Source organism: Streptomyces sp. NPDC006923 (assembly GCF_040635655.1).
GTDB lineage: Bacteria > Actinomycetota > Actinomycetes > Streptomycetales > Streptomycetaceae > Streptomyces.
The window spans coordinates 109,178-123,086 of sequence record NZ_JBEYIF010000006.1 but is presented as its reverse complement, the minus strand read 5'-3'; the positions used below and the strand labels follow the sequence as shown (position 1 = coordinate 123,086).

The window sequence follows — 13,909 nt, the reverse complement described above, 5'->3', positions numbered from 1 at the left end:
TCAGCTCCTGCTGTCGTAGTCGTCGATGAGTTCCCGGCAGGCCTGGGCGACCTCCCGCGGGTACTCCATCATGGCAACGTGCCCCGCGTCAGGGAGTGTCAGGAGTCGGGAATCACGGAAGGCGGCCGACGCCCGGCGGGCCATACGGTACGAAACCAACTGATCCCGCCCGCCGTAGACGAGCAGCGTCGGCGCGAGCACCCGCTCGGCCTGCCGCCACAGCCCGTGCTGGCCGCCGAGGGTGTAGGCGTTGACGATGCCGCGCGCCGAGCGGGTCATCGCGTCCCAGAAATAGGGCAGTTCGAGCCGGCGCTCCATCTCCCGCACCGCGTTGCTCAGCTCCTCCTCGGTGACCGTCGACGGGTCGCCGTAACAGAGCGCCATCATCCCCCGGGTGCGCTGCTCCGGGGTCCAGTCCCTGGTCAGCCTGCCGAACAGCGCGGTGACGCCGGGCACCGCCAGCAGCGCGGTGGGGACCGCCGAGCGCTGCACCCGGAGCTCCGGCAGCGCCGGGGAGACCAGGGTGAGGGTGCGCACCAGATCGGAGCGGACGGCCGCGATCCTGGTGGCGACGGCGCCGCCGAGGGAGTTGCCGAAGAGATGGACGGGGCCGCGCCCGCTCGCGTCCAGCAGCCGGATCACCGCGCGGGCGTGACCGGTGACCGAGTAGTCGCCGTCGTCCGGCGGCGGCGACTCCCCGAAGCCCGGCAGGTCCACGGCCTCGCCGTCGACCACCTCGTCCAGGAGCGGCATCAGCGAGGACCAGTTCCGCGAGCAGCCGCCGAGCCCGTGGACATACAGCGCGGGCGGCGCTCCGGTACGGGCGGCGGGCCGCGACCGTAAGGTCAGCGTGACCCCGGACAGTGCCACGGATCGGAGCTTCTCCCCCTCCGCGACCCGTACGGGACTCACCCGCGGAGCCGCCGCGGCGGCGAGGGGTTCCGGCAGCTCGGTCGAAGACATACGGCAATGTTACGAGACGATCACGCATGGATTTGTGTGTTCGGTGCCATGGACCGCATGGCGTTACGCATCCGGGACTCCTACGCTCGTCATGAGGGGTCACTCGCCCCGTGCCCCCTCTCCCCGCGAAGAGAAAGGGCACCGTATGCCGGAAGACCCGACGGATCCCGAGACGCTCGGAACGGATGACGACGAGGACGTCGAGCTGGACGAGGAGACCCCGGAGGCCGACGCCGTGGAGCAGCACAGGGACGTGCGGCCACGGGGCGACGAGCCGCTGACGCGTATCGATCCGGGCACGGCCAGCGAGGGGGACGCCGTCGAGCAGGCACGGGCCGTCGACCTGGACGAGGACGACGACGGCTACCGCTGAGCCGCCCCCGGGGCGGTGTTCGTGCCCGTCCGGGCAGGTCCCCGGTCACCAGGGGCGTCCGGTCCGTGAAATTCTGCGTCCGCGCCACGCACAGCCCCGTTACCCAAAAGTACGATGGCCGGGCGGCGCAACGCGCGCACGGAACGATCTTTGGGAGGCGGCGTGACAGCCATAGAGCAGACCGAGGCGGCACGCCCGCGAGGCACCCGCCTGCCCCGCCGCGCCCGGCGCAACCAGCTACTGGGCGCGGCGCAGGAAGTATTCGTGGCACAGGGCTACCACTCCGCCGCGATGGACGACATCGCGGAACGGGCCGGCGTCAGCAAGCCGGTCCTCTATCAGCACTTTCCCGGGAAGCTCGAGCTGTATCTCGCGCTGCTGGACCAGCACTGCGAGGCGCTCCTCCTGGCGGTCCGCACGGCGCTGGCGTCGACGACGGACAACAAACTGCGCGTCGAGGCGACGATGGACGCGTACTTCGCCTATGTCGAGGACGAGGGCGGCGCCTTCCGGCTGGTCTTCGAGTCGGACCTGACGAACGAGCCCGCGGTGCGCGAGCGCGTCGACCGCGTCGCGCTCCAGTGCGCGGAGGCGATCTCCGACGTGATCGCCGAGGACACCGGGCTCTCGAAGGACGAGTCCATGCTGCTGGCCGTGGGCCTCGGCGGCGTCTCCCAGGTGGTGGCCAGGTACTGGCTCTCCAGCGAGTCCGCCATCCCGCGCGAACAGGCGGTGCGGCTCCTCACCTCACTGGCCTGGCGCGGTATCGCCGGCTTCCCGCTGCACGGCGCCGAACAGCACCCGGACCGGCCCTGAGGGCCCTCCCGCGGCGCTTGTTCGCTGCGGGCGTCGAACACGGCGTCCTGCGCCCCGTCCCGCCCGGCTAATGTGTGCTGGGTACAGCGCGGCTGACCGCGCAACGCACTGACCGTTCGGAGGGACATAGCCGTGGAGGTCAAGATCGGCGTGCAGCACGCGCCCCGGGAGATCGTTCTGGAGAGCGGGCAGTCCGCCGAGGAGGTCGAGCGCGCCGTGGCCGACGCGCTGGCCGGCAAGGCGCAGCTGCTCAGTCTCACGGACGACAAGGGGCGCAAGGTCCTCGTACCGGCCGAGCGGGTCGCGTACGTGGAGATCGGTGAGCCGACCACACGACGGGTCGGATTCGGCGCGTTGTAGACCGCGTCGTCACTGGCATCCGGAACGGCCCCGCGGGAGTCCCGCGGGGCCGTTCCGCTGTGCGCGGAAGGTGCCTCCGCCGGTGATCGGGAAAGGGTTGCGCCGCATGTCGGACGGGTAGTGAGGTGCTGGGTCTGACAGTGGTTCCGACCCACGTGCCCACTCCCGGCGATGAGGTGATCAGCAGTGATCTGGGAAGCTCTCGGATCGGTCCTGCTCGGACTCGGTCTTTCGTGGGCCGCGGCCCGTCGCCTGCCCCACCGGCTGCCCGCGCGCCGGACGGTGTTCATCACCGGGCCGGTCGGCGCCCTCTTCGGCGCCTATCTGACGCACATGGCGCTCGGCGCCGGTCATGTCCTGGCGACGCTGGGCGGCGCGCTGCTGGTGGGCGCGGTGCTGCTGTCTCTGCTGCTCCGCCCCGCGAGCCGCCGGCTGAGCCGGGCCCTGCCGTAGGGCGTGTTCAGACGCTGTCCGGCGGAGCCCGCAGCCGCCGGACGGTCCGTGGACCGCCCGGCACCGGGCGGTCCGGCCTCCCGGGTCAGGCCGCCAGTCCCAGTGCGGCCATCCGCTTGGTGTGGGCCTCGGTGATCCGGGAGAACATCCGGCCGACCTCCGCGAGATCGAAGCCGCCTCCCACCCCGCCCACCAGCATCGTGGAGAGCGCGTCCCGGTCCGCCACCACGCGCTGCGCCTGCGAGAGCGCCTCGCCCATCAGCCGCCGCGCCCAGAGCGCCAGCCGTCCGCCGACCCGGGGCTCGGCCTCGATCGCGGCGCGGACCTTCTCCACGGCGAAGTTGCCGTGTCCGGTGTCGTCCAGCACGGCCAGCACCAGGGCGCGGGTGTCGGTGTCCAGCCTGGCGGCCACCTCGCGGTAGAAGTCGCTGGCGATCGAGTCGCCGACGTACGCCTTGACCAGACCCTCCAGCCAGTCCGACGGCGCGGTCAGCCGGTGGAAGTCGTCCAGCGCCTTCGCGAAGGGCTCCATCGCGTCGGTCGGCTCGGCGTCCACCGCGCGCAGCCGCTCATTCAGCCGCTCGAAATGCTGGAATTCCGCGGAGGCCATTTTGGCCAGCGCCGCCTTGTCGGCCAGGGTCGGCGCGAGCTTGGCGTCGTCCGCCAGCCGCTCGAAGGCCGCCAGCTCGCCATAGGCGAGCGCTCCCAGCAGATCCACGACCGCGGCGCGGTACTGCGGCTCGGCAGAGGCCGTGGCCCAGTCCTGGGCGGCGATGCCAGTGGGTTCCTCGGCTGCGGGTGCGGGTGCGGTGGCGTTGTGGGGCGTCTCCATGGACGGCACAATAGCCCGCTCTCCGCGCCGCGTAAGGGTCCGGTCACACGCCGCCGCCACACCGTTTCGACGAATTCGCCCGACACACATGCACGATTCCGGGGTACAGTGGTAATGCGCCTGCCGACTATCCGGTGGGCGATCGCAGTGTTTGTACGAGGGGCGTTCCCTCGGACGAACCCACACGAGGATGCCCGGTCGGTGGCCCGATCGGCTCCGACCCGACCGCCCTCCGTGCGGATCGTACGCACAGCAGCGTACGAACTGCTGATGAGGGGCCCCCTCAGCGGCACGAGCGCTCGAGCGATGGCAGTGGTCCCGCGCCATCCGGCCAATCCACGGCCGGCCGAGTACCCAGGTGCGGTACGACCCCCGCGTTCGCCTCGCGCCGCGTCTCACAGAAGAGGCAGCACCCTGACTACGACTTTCCGAGACCTCGGAATCCTCCCCGAGACGGCCGAAGCACTCGAAGCCGTCGGCATCATCACTCCGTTCCCCATCCAGGAGATGACCCTCCCGGTCGCGCTCAGCGGCAAGGACGTCATCGGACAGGCCAAGACCGGCACGGGCAAGACGCTCGGCTTCGGCCTCCCCCTCCTCGAACGCGTCACCGTCCCCGCGGACGTCGAGGCCGGCCGTGCCGTGCCCGAGAAGCTGACCAACGCCCCGCAGGCGCTGGTCGTCGTCCCCACCCGGGAGCTGTGCACGCAGGTCACCAACGACCTCCTGACCGCCGGCAAGGTACGCAATGTGCGCGTGCTGGCGATCTACGGCGGCCGTGCCTACGAGCCGCAGGTCGAGGCCCTCAAGAAGGGCGTCGATGTGATTGTCGGCACTCCCGGCCGGCTGCTCGACCTGGCGGGCCAGAAGAAGCTCGACCTCTCGCATGTGCGCGCGCTCGTCCTGGACGAGGCGGACGAGATGCTCGACCTGGGCTTCCTGCCCGACGTCGAGAAGATCATCCAGCTCCTGCCGCCCAAGCGCCAGACGATGCTGTTCTCCGCGACGATGCCCGGCGCGGTCATCGGCCTCGCCCGCCGCTACATGTCGCAGCCCACGCACATCAGCGCCACCTCCCCGGACGACGCGGGCGCGACCGTGGCCAACACCACACAGCGCGTCTACCGCGCCCACTCCATGGACAAGCCGGAGATGGTCGCGCGCATCCTCCAGGCCGAGGGCCGCGGGCTCGCGATGATCTTCTGCCGTACCAAGCGCACGGCGGCGGACATCGCCGACCAGCTCGCGCAGCGCGGCTTCGCCTCCGGCGCCGTCCACGGCGACCTGGGCCAGGGCGCCCGCGAGCAGGCGCTGCGCGCGTTCCGCAACGGCAAGGTGGACGTACTGGTCTGCACCGACGTCGCCGCTCGCGGTATCGACGTCGAGGGTGTGACACATGTCATCAACTACCAGTCTCCGGAGGAGGAGAAGACCTACCTCCACCGCATCGGCCGCACGGGCCGGGCGGGCGCGTCCGGTACGGCGGTGACGCTGGTCGACTGGGACGACATCCCGCGCTGGCAGCTCATCAACAAGGCGCTGGACCTCGGCTTCCCGGACCCGCCGGAGACGTACTCCACGTCCCCGCACCTGTTCGAGGAGCTGTCCATCCCCGCCGGCACCAAGGGCGTCCTGCCGCGTGCCGAGCGGACCCGCGCCGGTCTCTCGGCCGAGCAGGTCGAGGATCTCGGCGAGACGGGCGGCCGTGGCCGCAAGTCCGCCGCCGCGGCGGTCCAGGAGGAGCGTCCGGCCCGTACCCGCCCGCCGCGCCAGCGCCGCCGTACGCGCGGCGGTTCCGCGCTGGAGACCACCGAGCCGGCCGAGCAGCAGGTCTCGGGATCGTCCGCGGTGGAGGCCCCGGAGCACCCGGAGAAAGCGGAGCAGTCGGCCGAGCCGCGCACCCCGCGCCGGCGCCGCCGCACCCGTGTCGGTGTCGCGTCCTCCGGTGCGGAGACCGCGGTGCCGGAGTCCTCGGACGTCCTCGCGGAGCCCCTGGCGAGCGAGCCCGTGTCCGTGGTGCCGGAGCCGGACGCCGAACCGGCGCCCAAGCCGCGCCGCCGCCGTACCAGGGCCGCCAAGCCGGCGGCCGGAACGGCCAAGCCGGCTGAGGCCGCTCCGGCCGTCGAGGCTCCGGACGGGGCCGCCGAGGCCGAGGCGGAGCCCAAGCCCCGCCGCAGGACCCGGGTCGCCAAGACCAAGATCGAGGCCGACCCGGCGGTGACCGCCGAAGCCCCGGACGGGGCCCCCGAAGCCGAGGCGGAACTCAAGCCCCGCCGCAGGACCCGGGTCGCCAAGACCACTGCCGCCGTGACGACCTCGGAGGCACCCGAGGCGGAGGCGGTGCCCCAGCCGCGCCGCCGCCGCGCCCGTACGACCGCGGCCCAGCCCGAGAGCTGATCCACGGCCCGGCGGCCCGGTCCCTCCCGAGCGGAGGGGCCGGGCCGTCGGCATGCCGGGACCGCGCCGCCGTCAGTGGCGGCCCTCACGGGTCAGTGGTGGCCGTCCCAGAAGTCCGTCAGCGCCGCGGCGGTCTCCAGCGGCCGGTCGGTGTTGGGCGAGTGCTGGGCGCCCACGACCACGGTCCTGCGCGCCCCGAGCCGCTCCGCCATGGCGTCGAGCAGCGGCACCGGCCAGGTGTCGTCCCGCTCTCCGGAGAGCACATGCTTGGGCAGCAGCCGGACGGCGGCCAGCTCGTCCACGCGGTCCGGCTCGACGCTGAGCTGACGCCCGGTGGCGATGAGCTGGGCGGGATTGGTCCGCAGCCAGCGTCTGCGCAGATCGGCGCCGTCGACGGGGGTCTCCTCCGGCGGTTCCATCGCCCGCATGGCCTCCCAGACCTGCTCCATCGACAGGGTGGCGAGCGCGTCGCTGAGCAGCTTGACCCGTTGCCGCTGCCCCGGCGCCACCTCGGCCGGCCCCGAGGACATCAGCGTCAGGGAGAGGAACGGGACACGGTCCAGCAGGACGGCGGCGCGGGCGATCTGTCCGCCGAGCGAGTGCCCGAGCAGATGCACCGGGGTCCCGAGTGCCTCCGTCTGCGCGAGTACATCGGCGGCCAACTCGCCCTGCGCGTAAGCCTCCTGGGTGTCCGGTCCCTCGGTCTCGTACTGGCCCCGGCCGTCCACGGCGACGGCCCGGTATCCGGCCTCGGTGAACGGTTCCAGCAGCGGGATGAAGTCCTCCTTGCTCCCGGTGAACCCGGGGAGCAGCAGGACGGTCGCCCGGGGCGTGCCGGTGGCCGGCCGCGCGTCGAGCACGGCGAACCGGCCGCGTCGGGTCGACAGGCTGAGGGCGCGGGCGCAGGGCGGCGGGACGAAGGTGGGCGGCCGACTCATGCGACGAGATTAGGCCCTGCACCGGCCCGGACGCCGCCCGCCCCGAGGACCGGGACGGCGGGCTCCCGTGCGGGGCCTCAGTACTGCGACTGCAGGTGCTGCCAGAAGCCGTCCCGCAGCGACCGCCGCAGCATCGCGTGTCCCCGCAGGGACCGCTGGAGCAGCTTCTCCGCCTCGATCAGCAGATCCTGGTCCACCGGCCCCGGCAGGTAGGGATGGCCCGGCAGCAGCTCGGCCATCGCCTCCCGGCCGCGCTCGGCCAGCCAGGTCGCGGCGATCTGCGCTCCGATGAAGCGGACCTGGTCGCGGCTGGGCGGCGGCTCGCCCTCGTGTTCGTACGTCGTGACGGGACGCCGGGTGACATACGGGCGGCAGAAGTCCAGGTCGAAGGTGCGCTGGCTGTCGACCTCCCAGAGCAGCGGCTCGGCCTGGTTGCGCCCTTCGCCGGCCTCGATGCCCCAGAGGTGGACCCGGGCGCCGTATCCCTGGGCGGCCTCGACGGCGGACACCAGGTCCTCGTCGCCGCCGACCAGCGCCGCGTCGCTGATGGCGCGGTGCCGGGCGAGCGATTCGAGATCCGTGCGGATCAGTGAGTCGACGCCCTTCTGCTGGTTGTTGGCGTTGAGGTTGCCGAGTCTGACCTTGACGTCGGGCAGCTCGGCGATGGACTGCTGCTCGGAGGTGTGGATCCGGCGCCTGGCGCCGTCGTACCAGTAGACGCGGAGCAGCCGGCTGTCCGCGAAGATGATCCGGGCCTTGTCGATGAACGCCTCGATCAGCCCCTCGGCGTCGAGGTCGAAGGCACGCCGGTCTTCGGTGCCCGCTACAAGCAACCCGGCCGCAGCATAGACGTAACCCGCGTCGACGAAGATGGCATGTGTGGACGGGGTCTTCGCGACTTCGGCGAGCATGCGCTGGAGCAGCTCATTGGTGCGCTCCAGCCGGGCGCCGATGTCGGTGATATCCGGGTTGATGTCTGCCTCGTTCATACGCGGTTCATTCTCTGTGGACGACACCGTACCCGCCAGTAGTTGGCCGACGAAAGAATTTCGTTAGCGTAGGGAATGTTTGCAGAGAGCAAGCCGTTGTAGAGAGATGTGACAACGACGGTTCCACCCGTCACCCAAGTAGTTCTCCAGCAGGAGGATCAGACGAAGGGAGAAGCCTTGCGCTTCGAAATCATGCGACTCGACGACGTCGACGGTTCCGCCGTGGACAGCACCGTTGTGGACGCCGCCTCCGTCAACCGGATAGTGCAGCAGGCCGCCTCGATGGGCCAGCGCATCTATATCCGCCCGGCCGAGACCTCGGCCGCCTCATAATTCTGACGCCACTTCTCACGACTGACGAAGCGCCCCTGTACGGATCACCCGTACGGGGGCGCTGCTGTGTCAGGCGCCGCCCACGACCTGAGTGACACCGTTGATGATCTGCTGCACGGCGATCGCCGACAGCATCATCCCGGCCAGCCGGGTCACCAGCACCACACCGCCGTCCTTGATCAGCCGGATGATCAGCAGTGAGTACCGCATCGTCGCCCAGAGCACGGCGTGCATGGCGAGTATCGCGGCCCAGACCGAGATCTGCGCCGTCACGCCGTCCGCGTGCTGCACGGCGAGGATGACGGACACGATCGCGCCGGGCCCCGCCAGCAGCGGCATGCCCAGCGGTACGAGCGCCACATTGACGTCCTTGGTCTGCTTGGGCTCCTCGTTCTTCCCGGTCAGCAGGTCGAGTGCGATGAGCAGCAGAAGCAGACCACCGGCGATCATCAGCGCCGGCACGGAGACATGGAGATAGTCCAGGATCTGCTGGCCGAGGACGCCGAAGACACTGATCACGCCGAAGGCCACGGCCACCGCCTGCCAGGCCATGGACCGTCTGACCTTGACGGGCCGGCCGGAGGTGAGGGCGAGGAAGATCGGCGTGATCCCGGGCGGGTCCATGATCACGAACAGAGTGAGGAAGAGCGAGCCGAAAACGGCGAAGTCGAACACAGGTGAGGGCCTTGCGAGGAGTGAGCGGAAACGCGGCGGCTTGACGCACCGCCGGACGGAAGAGGGGCCGGAAGTCCGGCCAGGAGGACGGCGGAGGTGTCAGGTCCCGTCCGGTGACAGGCCCTGTCCGCCCGCGCCGGGGACGGGGAAGGCACCGGAGGCGCGCCGGGTGATCTCCCCGTAGATCTCCGGGTCGGTGGTGCAGGCGCCGAGCGCCACGGACTTCCGGCTGCCGTGGTAGTCGCTGGACCCGGTGGTCAGCAGGCCGAGACCGGCGGCCAGCCCGCGCAGCCGGGCCCGGGTCGGCTCGTCGTGGTCCATGTGGTCGACCTCGATGCCGTCCAGACCCGCGGCGGCCAGCCGTTCGATCGCGGACTCGGGCACGACCCTGCCGCGGGTGACGGCCTGGGGGTGCGCGAAGACGGTGACCCCTCCGGCGGCCTTGACCAGGCGGATCGCGTCGAAGGGGTCGAGTTCGTGTTTTCCGGCGTACGCGCGTCCGCCGTCGGCCAGCCACTCGGGCGTGAAGGCGTCGGAGACGGTCTCGACGACGCCGAGTTCGACGAGTGCGGTGGCGATGTGCGGGCGGCCGAGCGAGGCGTCGCCCGCGATGCGCGCCACCTGCTCCCAGGTGATGGGCACGCCCAGTTCCTGGAGCTTGCGGACCATGGTCCGGGCGCGCGGGACCCGGTCGTCCCGTACCAGCTCGCGCTCGCGCAGCAGTTCGGTCTCGTACGGGTCGAAGAGGTACGCGAGCATGTGCAGCCCGGTGCCGTCGAGGCGGCAGGACAGTTCGACGCCGGTGACCAGGGTGAGTTCCCGGTCCACGTCGGCGAGGGCCGCGATCGCCTCGGCGTGGCCGCGGGTGGAGTCGTGGTCGGTCAGCGCGATGACATCGAGCCCGGCGGCGGCCGCGTGGTGAACGAGTTCGGCCGGGGTGTCCGTACCGTCCGAGGCCGTGGAGTGGGTGTGCAGATCGATGCGCACGACGCGTACTCCGGGGGCTCGGTGCGGGCAGGGAACGCTTCAGGATAACGGGAGCTTCGAACACCCTGTCCAGGGCCCGGGGCCCACCGCCCGCCGGCTCCCGGGCGCGGGCCCCTCGACCTCGCCGTCAGGACAGCAGCCGCTGCGACAGCGCGCCGCACGGCAGCAGTTCGGCCTCCGCACCGACGTCCCGCACATCGGTCAGCACCAGTTCGTCGTAGAGCAGCAGCCCCGACTGCTCGGGCCAGACGATCGCCCAGAGCCAGATGCCGAGGGCCTCGCCCGCGAAGACCGCGCGGTCCGCCGGGGCCTTGGCGACATGCCAGAGCGGAGTGGGCCGTCCCGCCGCCAGCAGCTTCGTCTGCGGCGGCTTGTCCACACAGATGTCCGGGCCCGGGTCGGGGCCGCTGATCCCGGCGTAGTGCGCACCGAGTCCGACACCCAACTCCTCCGCGACCAGGAGGAGTTCACCTCTGCCGCCGAGCGGGCCCGGTCCCGAGCAGGCCACCGCGGTGGCGCGGCCTCCGCTGCGGTCGTCGCCCGCGCACGCCACCCCCGCGAAGAGCCAGCCGACGGGCAGCGGCCAGGGCATCCAGACCGGGACCCGGGCGCGGTGCACCACGACGGCGAGGGCTTCGACGCTGGGCGGTATCACGGGCTGGAGCGGATAGACGGGACCGTGTTCGTCGCACTGCCAGGAGTCGGCGAAGAGGCCGGGCGCCCTGACTCGGCCACCGCACTTCGGGCAACTGGGTTCGCCCCTCATAGCGACCCACGGTCCTCCCCGGCCGACCCCGAGTCAAGGCGATCAGGCGCCTGCCGGAGGACTCGACCGGAAAAGACAGATGCAGCCCACACTCATAAGCTCGTCCGACTTATTATGTGCATACCGCATCCTTTTCGCCGGGACCCGTTCCTGGCTTCGCCGGGAGCCGGTCCTGGCTTCGCCGGGAGCCGGTCCCGGCGAGGAACCGGCCGCGCCACGCGTGGGTCCGGCGCGGCCCGGCCCCGGCCGAAGCCGTCAGTCCAGCGCGACGGAACGCCGCAGCGGATCACGCAGATCCGTGCCGTGCGCCAGCCATCGCTCCTGAAGCTCCTGGGCGCCCCTGACCCGTTTCCAGGCCGCCTCGTTGGGGGTCATCGGCAGCAGCGGCAGAAAACGCACCGGCTCCAGCGGCGGATCCAGCTCCAGATCCTCGATCAGTCCGCCGGGCTCGCCGACCAGTACGGAGCTGAACGGCGCGCCCGGCCACAGCGGTTCACCGAGGTCGAGCGAGCCGCCGGGAGCCACGATCACGCCCTCCACCTGGGGAGAGGCGGCCAGCACGGCCAGCGGTCGCAGCACCTGACCGGTGTCGGCGAGCCCGGCCCGCACCGACAGCACCAGCTCCGCCCTCGGCCCCGAGGGCGACGGCGCCGCGTAAGGGTTCACCGGGCCGTGCGGACCGGGGCCGCCGGTGACCGTCCCGGCCGGGTCGGCCATCGGCTGCGCGGACATCCCGAGAGTGACATACCTCACGATGTCGGTGCCGCCCTGGGAGTCCCGGAAGCGCAGCACCTCGATGCGGTCCGTGCCCAGGAAGGTCACCGCCGCGCGCGCGTCCGGCTCGCCCAGCGCCGTACGCAACCGGGCCTCGACCAGAGCGAGAATTTCTGCCATGCCGGGAGCATAGAACGCGTATGGATGGGGGAAGGGAAAGGATTGGTCTCCTGTGGGCTGATAGTCTTGGCCGCCGGTCGGGACAGCACGCGTAAGCGTCGCCCTCAGGTCCCGACGACACGTCATCCCCCACGGGGGACCGGCCGGAGGAGGTGGGGCTGCGGTGGATCGAAGTCACCCGGCCAGTACCAGCCGCTCTTCCGCACGACTCCTTTCTTCTGTGGCCTGAGGCACCGTCCGCCCAGCCCGCGGCAGGTAGCACGCCGGAAGAGCACTTCTTTCATTGCTTGTGTTTTTGCCTGTCTGAAGCGAACGCCGTCACCGTGACCCCGCGGTGCCGCCCGCTTTGCGGACGTACGCACTCACGTCCCCATTCCGGGCTGTGCCACGCCTCACCGACGGCCTCTCCGTGAGGAGCCCGCCATGTCGATGATCCGTGATCTGCGCGCAGCGGTCCGCCCGTCCCTGCGCAAGACCAGCGCCGCGTACAGCAAGTACGAGACGTACGACGCCACCCGTGACCCGTCCGCGTCGAGCGCGGTCGTCGACTGCGCGGTCTACCGCGACGGCCGGCGGGTCGTGAAGGACCCCTGTGTCACCCCGCACGAGGCGATGCTGCGCGTACGCGAGGGCGGCGGATTCGCCTGGATCGGCCTCCATGAGCCGACCGAGGCGGAATTCGCCGGTATCGCGGCCGAGTTCGGACTGCACCCCCTGGCGGTGGAAGACGCCGTCCACGCGCACCAGCGGCCCAAGCTGGAGCGTTACGACGACACGCTCTTCACCGTCTTCAAGACCATCCACTATGTCGAGCACACCGAACTGACCGCGACCAGCGAGGTGGTCGACACCGGTGAGGTCATGTGCTTCACCGGCCGGGACTTCGTCATCACCGTCCGCCACGGCGGCAAGGGCTCGCTGCGCAATCTGCGCCACCGTCTGGAGGACGACACCGAGCTGCTCGCCAAGGGGCCCTCGGCCGTGCTGCACTCCATCGCCGACCATGTCGTCGACGGATACATCGCGGTGGCGGGCGCCGTGCAGGACGACATCGACGAGGTCGAGATCGATGTGTTCTCCGCGCCCGCGAAGGGCAGCCCGCGCGGCTCGGACGCCGGCCGGATCTACCAGCTCAAGCGCGAGGTGCTGGAATTCAAGCGGGCCGTCTCGCCGCTGCTGCGGCCCATGCAGCTTCTGAGCGAGCGGCCGATGCGCCTCATCGACCCCGACATCCAGAAGTACTTCCGTGATGTCGCGGACCACCTCGCCCGGGTGCACGAGCAGGTCATCGGCTTCGACGAACTGCTGAACTCGATCCTCCAGGCCAATCTGGCGCAGGCCACCGTCGCGCAGAACGAGGACATGCGCAAGATCACGTCCTGGGCGGCCATCATCGCCGTGCCGACGGCGGTCTGCGGGATCTACGGCATGAACTTCGACCACATGCCCGAGCTGCACTGGAAGTTCGGCTATCCGATGGTGCTGGTCGCGATCGGCGTCGTCTGTCTGACGATCCATCGCACGCTCAAGCGCAACGGCTGGCTCTAGGGCCCCGGCGGCGAGCGGCGCCGGGGCCGCCGCCGGGCCGGGCGGCCGTGGCGCCGCCTCCTCTAAGCTGCGCGCATGACTGAACCGCAGCTCGGCCAGGCGCTCGTCGAGGAGGCCACCAAGAAGTCCGGCCTCGTCTGGGTACGGGGCACGGGCCCCGACCGCGCGCTGTGGCACGTCTGGCACGAGGGCGCGGTGTATCTGGTCGGGGACGGGCCCGGGGAGCAGCCGCTGCCGGACCTCGCCGACGGCTCCGCCGCCCGGGTGACCGTACGCAGCAAGGACAAGGGCGGCCGGCTCGTCGCCTGGACGGCGGCCGTCACCGAGCTCGCGCCGCACTCGGCGGAGTGGGAGACGGCCGTCGCCGAGCTGAAGGGCAAGCGGCTGAACGCGCCGGACGCGGAGCGGATGACGGAGCGCTGGGCGCGGGAGTGCCGGGTGCTGCGGCTGTCGCCCCAGGACGCGATCACCGAGCTGCCGCACGGCTCTCTGGCGGCGGCGCCGCTGCCGACCGGGGCGACGACCCGGGAGCCGGTACCGGCCTCGCTGGGACGCTTGCTGTTCCGGCGCGAGAAGCGCCGGTAG

General features: G+C 71.2%; 17 protein-coding genes. 9 read left to right on the top strand and 8 right to left on the bottom strand.

Annotation, left to right across the window (positions count from 1 at the left end):
* The gene (locus ABZ707_RS13930; protein WP_360172914.1) at window positions 1–963 is read right to left on the bottom strand and encodes an alpha/beta hydrolase; all 963 of its coding nucleotides are present in this window, start codon (window positions 961–963) and stop codon (window positions 1–3) included.
* 26 nt (window positions 964–989) lie between these two features.
* Here ABZ707_RS13930 and ABZ707_RS13925 point away from each other — a divergent pair, with 26 nt between their 5' ends.
* The 5 genes from ABZ707_RS13925 (at window position 990) to ABZ707_RS13905 (ending at window position 2,965) form a co-directional block, all read left to right on the top strand.
* Entirely contained in the window at window positions 990–1,058 is a 69-nt protein-coding gene (locus tag ABZ707_RS13925; protein WP_360173834.1) for a cytochrome c3 family protein, read from the top strand.
* Between the two features lie 50 nt (window positions 1,059–1,108).
* Window positions 1,109–1,336 carry a hypothetical protein gene (locus ABZ707_RS13920; RefSeq protein WP_360172911.1) on the top strand — a complete coding sequence of 76 codons (228 nt, stop codon included), beginning with the start codon at window positions 1,109–1,111 and terminating at the stop codon, window positions 1,334–1,336.
* Window positions 1,337–1,498: 162 nt separating this feature from the next.
* Window positions 1,499–2,152 (top strand): TetR/AcrR family transcriptional regulator, encoded by a 654-nt coding sequence (locus ABZ707_RS13915; RefSeq protein ID WP_360172908.1) that lies wholly within the window; start codon window positions 1,499–1,501, stop codon window positions 2,150–2,152.
* A gap of 132 nt (window positions 2,153–2,284) precedes the next feature.
* Window positions 2,285–2,512, top strand: coding sequence for a DUF3107 domain-containing protein (locus ABZ707_RS13910; RefSeq protein ID WP_046500385.1), 228 nt, complete (start codon window positions 2,285–2,287; stop codon window positions 2,510–2,512).
* Window positions 2,513–2,698: 186 nt separating this feature from the next.
* Complete coding sequence (locus ABZ707_RS13905; protein WP_319681305.1) at window positions 2,699–2,965, top strand: hypothetical protein; 267 nt, start codon at window positions 2,699–2,701, stop codon at window positions 2,963–2,965.
* Window positions 2,966–3,050: 85 nt separating this feature from the next.
* On the opposite strand, the gene ABZ707_RS13900 is transcribed toward ABZ707_RS13905, so the two are convergent.
* Window positions 3,051–3,797 (bottom strand): ferritin-like fold-containing protein, encoded by a 747-nt coding sequence (locus ABZ707_RS13900; RefSeq protein ID WP_360172904.1) that lies wholly within the window; start codon window positions 3,795–3,797, stop codon window positions 3,051–3,053.
* 507 nt (window positions 3,798–4,304) lie between these two features.
* On the opposite strand from ABZ707_RS13900, the gene ABZ707_RS13895 reads away from it, so the two are divergent.
* Window positions 4,305–6,194, top strand: a complete 1,890-nt coding sequence (locus tag ABZ707_RS13895) for a DEAD/DEAH box helicase (RefSeq protein WP_360172901.1) — start codon at window positions 4,305–4,307, stop codon at window positions 6,192–6,194.
* A gap of 92 nt (window positions 6,195–6,286) precedes the next feature.
* Here ABZ707_RS13895 and ABZ707_RS13890 read toward each other — a convergent pair whose 3' ends face one another.
* Together ABZ707_RS13890 and ABZ707_RS13885 are read right to left on the bottom strand one after the other, a co-directional pair.
* Complete coding sequence (locus ABZ707_RS13890; protein WP_360172898.1) at window positions 6,287–7,132, bottom strand: alpha/beta fold hydrolase; 846 nt, start codon at window positions 7,130–7,132, stop codon at window positions 6,287–6,289.
* 77 nt (window positions 7,133–7,209) lie between these two features.
* Window positions 7,210–8,121 carry an NYN domain-containing protein gene (locus ABZ707_RS13885; RefSeq protein ID WP_360172895.1) on the bottom strand — a complete coding sequence of 304 codons (912 nt, stop codon included), beginning with the start codon at window positions 8,119–8,121 and terminating at the stop codon, window positions 7,210–7,212.
* A 177-nt stretch (window positions 8,122–8,298) separates the two neighbouring features.
* Between ABZ707_RS13885 and ABZ707_RS13880 the strand changes: the two genes are divergently transcribed.
* Window positions 8,299–8,454 carry a hypothetical protein gene (locus tag ABZ707_RS13880; protein WP_319681300.1) on the top strand — a complete coding sequence of 52 codons (156 nt, stop codon included), beginning with the start codon at window positions 8,299–8,301 and terminating at the stop codon, window positions 8,452–8,454.
* A 69-nt stretch (window positions 8,455–8,523) separates the two neighbouring features.
* Here ABZ707_RS13880 and ABZ707_RS13875 read toward each other — a convergent pair whose 3' ends face one another.
* From ABZ707_RS13875 to ABZ707_RS13860, 4 genes are all read right to left on the bottom strand, one after another.
* A complete protein-coding gene (locus ABZ707_RS13875; RefSeq protein ID WP_360172891.1) occupies window positions 8,524–9,129 on the bottom strand; it encodes a MarC family protein in 606 nt (201 codons plus the stop codon).
* 99 nt (window positions 9,130–9,228) lie between these two features.
* Complete coding sequence (locus tag ABZ707_RS13870) at window positions 9,229–10,116, bottom strand: PHP domain-containing protein (protein ID WP_360172888.1); 888 nt, start codon at window positions 10,114–10,116, stop codon at window positions 9,229–9,231.
* Window positions 10,117–10,243: 127 nt separating this feature from the next.
* Window positions 10,244–10,882, bottom strand: a complete 639-nt coding sequence (locus ABZ707_RS13865; RefSeq protein ID WP_360172885.1) for a DUF6758 family protein — start codon at window positions 10,880–10,882, stop codon at window positions 10,244–10,246.
* A gap of 255 nt (window positions 10,883–11,137) precedes the next feature.
* Window positions 11,138–11,776, bottom strand: coding sequence for a suppressor of fused domain protein (locus ABZ707_RS13860; protein WP_360172882.1), 639 nt, complete (start codon window positions 11,774–11,776; stop codon window positions 11,138–11,140).
* A gap of 423 nt (window positions 11,777–12,199) precedes the next feature.
* Here ABZ707_RS13860 and ABZ707_RS13855 point away from each other — a divergent pair, with 423 nt between their 5' ends.
* Both ABZ707_RS13855 and ABZ707_RS13850 read left to right on the top strand, forming a co-directional pair.
* Complete coding sequence (locus ABZ707_RS13855) at window positions 12,200–13,324, top strand: magnesium and cobalt transport protein CorA (protein ID WP_360172879.1); 1,125 nt, start codon at window positions 12,200–12,202, stop codon at window positions 13,322–13,324.
* A gap of 75 nt (window positions 13,325–13,399) precedes the next feature.
* Window positions 13,400–13,909, top strand: a complete 510-nt coding sequence (locus ABZ707_RS13850; RefSeq protein WP_360172876.1) for a hypothetical protein — start codon at window positions 13,400–13,402, stop codon at window positions 13,907–13,909.